The following is a 5063-nucleotide window of genomic DNA, read 5'->3' on the forward strand; positions in this document are numbered from 1 at the left end:
CGAGGCAGGTCAAAGCCGGTGATGTGCGATCGGTGGAGGGCCGAGAAGGCGGCGCGGTCGAAGTAGTCCAACCGCCCGCAATCGGCCACCAGCGGTCCATCGCGACCGGCGGCTTTCATGTCGACCCTCTTGGCACAATTCGACGCACTCTATGAAGTCCTTCGCCATCATTCCAAGTCGTCGCATAAGAATTGTTGGCTACCCGCACAGCGGCTGGCGTCCTGCCCTTGCTGGGGAGGCTGATGCCATCGAACTCGACTTCAAGTTCGAAATCACTGACGACGGAACCGGCAACTTTCTCTTCGCATACTCATCTCCCGACCGAAGCTACGCTGCCGATTCTTGGCATGCGACTTTAGAGGAGGCCTATGCGTGCGCTCTTCAAAGCTACGGTATTGAACGAGCCGACTGGTCGCATGCTCCAGAGCGCACAGCGCGCAGTCGTAGATCRAACTGACACTTCCACAGAGCATGGACTGGCAAGTCCTGAGGCTCGACTTGTTCGCCCGCCCTCGTCGGCGGTCAGTCAAAGGCTCGCTGCCGGCCAGCAGCGGACGGTCGCGAGCGGCGCCTTTGGGGTAGTCTGCGCGAACATGACCAACTTGCAGATCAGATGCGGCTGCTGAAAACCGCGAGCGTTCAAGTTCGCAACCCACTCATGCGCCGTCGAGCGAGCTGGCCTATGCTGAGCAAGGCCGAGCTTCGTTTGCTTATGGCCGGCCTCGTCGACTGGGAAATTCGATCCCGAGGTCCGATTCGTGCGCGGATTCGCAGGAAGCGTCTCGAAGCAATCGAGTATTTCCGCCGAGTGCACGGCCCACTCTCCGAAGACCGCCTCTGGGTGCCGAGGAAATCAACTTCTGCCGCGGCGCGGCAGTGGGATTGCCATCGCCGGCACGACCCGGCAAGAGAGAGGTTGAGAGGCGTCCTCTGGCATGAAGCCTGACTCCGCTTGCGAGCGACTGAACCGGTGAACGGCGCACCTGTTGGACGCGAACTGCCGGCCACTTGCAGATGACCGCGGTAGACTGCTTTCGGGCAAGCCGGGTCGATGGATGCGATGTCGCCGTCTGCACCACGGAAGTTTCGAGAGGACGCTTTCCGGCCTGCGGCCTCCAAGCGCCTCTCACGTCAAACATTGGGCCCCGCAGATGAAGCCGCATCCGCTCACATTGGCTCACATCAAGGCAGTCACGTTGAAGCCGGGTATGTACATCCGAGACTTCGATCTTCGCTCGCTCGAAACGCAGCTTTATGGCTTCGATGCCGGTCTAGCAGCTGCGGGTGTACTCGGCGATTTCGACTGGTTCAACCGCGCGTTCAATGATTTCCTGTTCACTCGCACCAAGTGGAGCTGCGTACAAGGTTGGGCAACGGCAATACTTGAGCGATACGGCCAGAGCGAGGAAAGCTTCAACAGGTTTCTCTCGCTCCTGGAACAGGCAACATCCAAGAGCGAAGAATGCCAAAGCCATGCGACTGCCAGCAACGCGTCGTGTTCTGCGCGTGAGGCCTGACCCTCCATGGAAAGGACGTCTTGCAGCTGACTTCGCCAGCTGTAAGACGCCTCTCAGTCAAACGTCGAACGGCAGCCTCCTGATTCGAGATCAACGACGCGAAGGTCCGCAACGGGTCGCCGACAGGCGATCAGGCAGGGCAGCCGACCGGCAACATTCGGCCACTTGCAGCGGTCGCGAAAGACTGCTTCGAGGTAGCTCGCTTGACGCCTTGTGGCCCAAGCCTCCATCCAACATTGTTAGACCGCCTGCATCTTGCATATGCCAGAACTGAACGTCTTCACTGCGATTGCCATCGGTTCATTTGCTGCGGTAGTGTGGGCTGTCGTGTCCATTCGCAGGCTTCTGCGTACGTCCAGACTGAACGGCCTTTCCCGCAATCAAAGGATTTCTGTATGGGCTGCAGCTGCCCTCATTTTCGTGCCTTCGCAACTGGTCGCGTTTGCATGTTCAGTGATCCTTTCCAGCTTCACCGTATCACCGGGTCCTTGGAACCATCTGGCGCTGAATCTCACCATCATCTTCAGCCTTGGRATTCTTGGTGCGGTCATCACGTGGGGCACAGCCAAGGTGGTAGGCACCTTGATCCAGGGTAGAGGGGCTGTCGTTTGAAGCCGCAGCGAAGGGATGCTTTGCAGGACCACGCGCGCCACCTGTCACGTCGAGCGCTGAGTGACAGCTTTGATAAGGGCGATCTGGCATCGCGAATTCCCGCAACGGGTCGTTTCGAGGCCACCAGCAGCTAAGCCCGAACGTCCTCAGCCGGCCACTTCCTGTCGCTAGTGGACGASTGCTGTCGGGCGAGCGATATGGCCTCGGAGCACGCAGACTTCACATTGGCTTCGCGATATCGACYCAAGCTCTGCGGATGACTCCTCAACAGCTTCCCTCTGTTCTCGGTCGTGTCTTGGCAGTGGCGGCTACGGCTCTCTGCGGCGCATCGATCTTGGGCTGCAGCGGCCCCACCGATGCGCAGGTGGCAGCTGATTTTGCGAAGCTGCATTCGGGATGTACKCTCACCAGAGCCGTGGGTGGTGAGTCAGAAGGKGGAGCCCTGTGGGTGGACGTATGGGGCAACTGCACCGGTGACGACCACCGATTCAAGGACGTGTTCCGATACGTGGAGAAAGACGGTGAATGGATAGTCGTTTCATCGAGTGTGCAGACACCAATCTACCGAACTCCCTAGCCCGGCAAACGACTGCGCACCCGCATATCGTCGGGGCAACCGACTGACAGCAACGGGKCGTCTACAGGCGACCGGGCGAGGCAAGCGACCGTCCACGACCAGTCGGTCGTGACAGGCAGCTTTCGAACAGTTCGCAAGCCTCTCCGGTGTTGTTCCTTTCGAGGGGTTCTAAGAGAATGATTCCAATGCTTCGATACGCTGCGATCGTGCTGGCTGCAAGCTGTGCAACACACGCCGTTCAAGCCCAGTCGATTCCTGCGGGCACGTACATCACCGAGGGAGGATGGGGTACGTYGGTCGTTGAGAAGGATGGCAAGCTTCAACTGGACACCATCGGGRCAAACGGCCACTCGTGCGGACTGGAGGCCACCGTTCGAGACATGAAGGCTGTGACGCAGGAGGGATGCAAGATCAGCTTCGAAAGAAGCCTCGACCGAGTGTCGATCAACCCGGATCCGGCCACCGAGGCCGCATGCAGGGGGCCTTGCGGATCTCGCGCCTTCTTCCAGGGCGACTATTACCGCGAAGYTCCAGCCTGCCGTGCAGTGCTTGTGAAGCATGAGCGCGACCGTTTCACTGCGCTGTACCGCGGCCGAAAGTATCGGGAAGCCGCGGAGGCCCTCAGCGCCTTGCTGAATCGCTGCGGCCGCTTCATGTACTGGCTGCCCGACGAGGCGCAAGTGCGCAACGACTTGGCGCTGACATATCACCATCTGTCCGACGATGCTGCGTGCCTCGGCGTGTTGTCTCCGCTGCGTCGCGCATTTGTGGAAGATGAGCGAATCACCAGCCGTGCCTTCACGCCCGTTGATGAAGGCGATGGCCAGGCGATGSTACGGATCACGCGCTTCAACTGGAAGACCTGCGGCGGTGAGRTRCCGGACTGARCGCACGACGGATGCTGCGTACTGGCGTTGAGCCGACAGATCAATGAAACTATCAGCGGTCGCTCGCTGCGCACGGCGCGCAGACCTGCAATCGGCCACAAGCGGTCCGTCGTGAGTGACGGCTTTCGGGTAGGCTGGTCAGCGTGGATCAAGCATTTACGCTCAAGAATTCGAGGGTCCGAAGATGGCTCGTTGCCGTACTGTCCATCGGCGTCATCTTGGTTGTGCTACGACCACCATGCTTCTGGCTGTCAGGCATCGGCGCTGGTCTCGTGGTGTTGGCGTCAGCGTCAAACTCTGCTCGAACAAGGCAGTGGATGTCGTGGCAGAACGAAGGCTCACTGAACTGGTTCGAGGGGTGCGCCGCGTCGACAGGAGCGCTCTTGGCGGCTCTGCCGCTTGGTGCTGCGATTCTGAGGTCGTGGGTAACGGCTTGAGGTCCCCCGTGACAGCCTCAGGGCCACAACCAGCCAGTCACTAGCGTCAGCTCTGGGCCCCCCAACCGCAGCGTTTCGCCGCGCTACCATCAGTTCGCAACTCATCTACGGACAGGCGATGATCGAACGGGAGCAGGCGACCAAGCTTTATGACGTATATCAGCGAGCATTCACAGTGCTTTGCGAGGCGTATCAGGTTCTAGGTGAACTGCCCGACGGCCCCGAGCGCGATGACGCCGTCCGGGCACACGGTGAGACTACTGACGCGGTGCTTTTCGGGCTTCGAGCACGGCTTCTTGATCACTATCCAGAGCTCGAGGCTACCGCTCCGGAAGTTACAGCCGCAGTGAAACATGATCCGCTCAATGGCGTGGCTGATGAACCATTGACCATCGGTCCCGATCAGTTGGAGAGGTTGTCTGCCTATCGGAGCGGTGCCAAGTTGGGCGATCTGCCAGGGCTCGACCCTACTGGCGAACGCGAACGGCTCTCGCAGCTGCTGAACGGCTTGGTTGACATCCTGATCGCTGGGCTCACTTCCAATCCAAGCAAGCTGTGGGTCATGGCGCAGTTCCAACGCGTTCTCGTCCAGGTTGAGCATGAGGACACCGAAGGGAGAGAGCATTTCGGGACAGAGCTGGAATCGATCATGGACATCCTCGACATCGAGAGCTCGGATGGCCTTTTGACCTTCTACTTGGGCGGCATCTGATGAAGCCACACAGGACGTCGCATGCCGGCCAGAAGCTCCCCTTCGCGAATGTCTCCTTCGGCGCAGCCGACTTGAACCTCCTGCTCATCAGTTCGATCTTCAGAGATTCAAATGGATACCAGTCATATCTCTCTTGCCGTCAACCCGGACGATCACGACGTTGCCTATTTGTCCCTGCCCGGTCACCCAGGCAAAGGAACTCCTGGTTGCGTGACAAAAACAGTGCGTCTAGCGAGCCTGTTGCCGTACAAGGGCCCGGACTTGTACTTGGACTTTGACGCCCAAGGGCATCTGATTGGCGTGGAAGTCCTCGCCTGAAGC

5 protein-coding genes are annotated in these 5063 nt (G+C 59.5%); all 5 read left to right on the plus strand.

Annotated features, from left to right (window positions below; genetic code table 11):
- Nucleotides 1-1151 precede the first annotated feature (1151 nt).
- The 5 genes from AC1D01_RS20280 (at nt 1152) to AC1D01_RS20300 (ending at nt 5060) form a co-directional block, all read left to right on the plus strand.
- Entirely contained in the window at nt 1152-1517 is a 366-nt protein-coding gene (locus AC1D01_RS20280) for a hypothetical protein (protein ID WP_457336473.1), read from the plus strand.
- 261 nt (nt 1518-1778) lie between these two features.
- Nucleotides 1779-2129: a hypothetical protein gene (locus AC1D01_RS20285; RefSeq protein ID WP_457336471.1), complete on the plus strand. Its 351-nt coding sequence runs from the start codon at nt 1779-1781 to the stop codon at nt 2127-2129.
- A 957-nt stretch (nt 2130-3086) separates the two neighbouring features.
- Nucleotides 3087-3593: a hypothetical protein gene (locus tag AC1D01_RS20290; RefSeq protein WP_477869437.1), complete on the plus strand. Its 507-nt coding sequence runs from the start codon at nt 3087-3089 to the stop codon at nt 3591-3593.
- Between the two features lie 555 nt (nt 3594-4148).
- On the plus strand, nt 4149-4742 hold the full coding sequence (locus tag AC1D01_RS20295) for a DUF4844 domain-containing protein (protein ID WP_477869439.1): 594 nt from the start codon (nt 4149-4151) through the stop codon (nt 4740-4742).
- A gap of 111 nt (nt 4743-4853) precedes the next feature.
- On the plus strand, nt 4854-5060 hold the full coding sequence (locus AC1D01_RS20300; RefSeq protein ID WP_477831120.1) for a DUF2283 domain-containing protein: 207 nt from the start codon (nt 4854-4856) through the stop codon (nt 5058-5060).
- Nucleotides 5061-5063 lie beyond the last annotated feature (3 nt).

It is taken from the genome of Rhizobacter sp. P3_B12 (assembly GCF_056402895.1).

Bases quoted from the DNA above. Each gene is read 5' to 3' on its own strand.
- AC1D01_RS20280 (WP_457336473.1), top strand. From the start codon at position 1,152: ATGAAGCCGCATCCGCTCACATTGGCTCACATCAAGGCAGTCACGTTG.
- AC1D01_RS20295 (WP_477869439.1), top strand. From the start codon at position 4,149: ATGATCGAACGGGAGCAGGCGACCAAGCTTTATGACGTATATCAGCGA.
- AC1D01_RS20300 (WP_477831120.1), top strand. From the start codon at position 4,854: ATGGATACCAGTCATATCTCTCTTGCCGTCAACCCGGACGATCACGAC.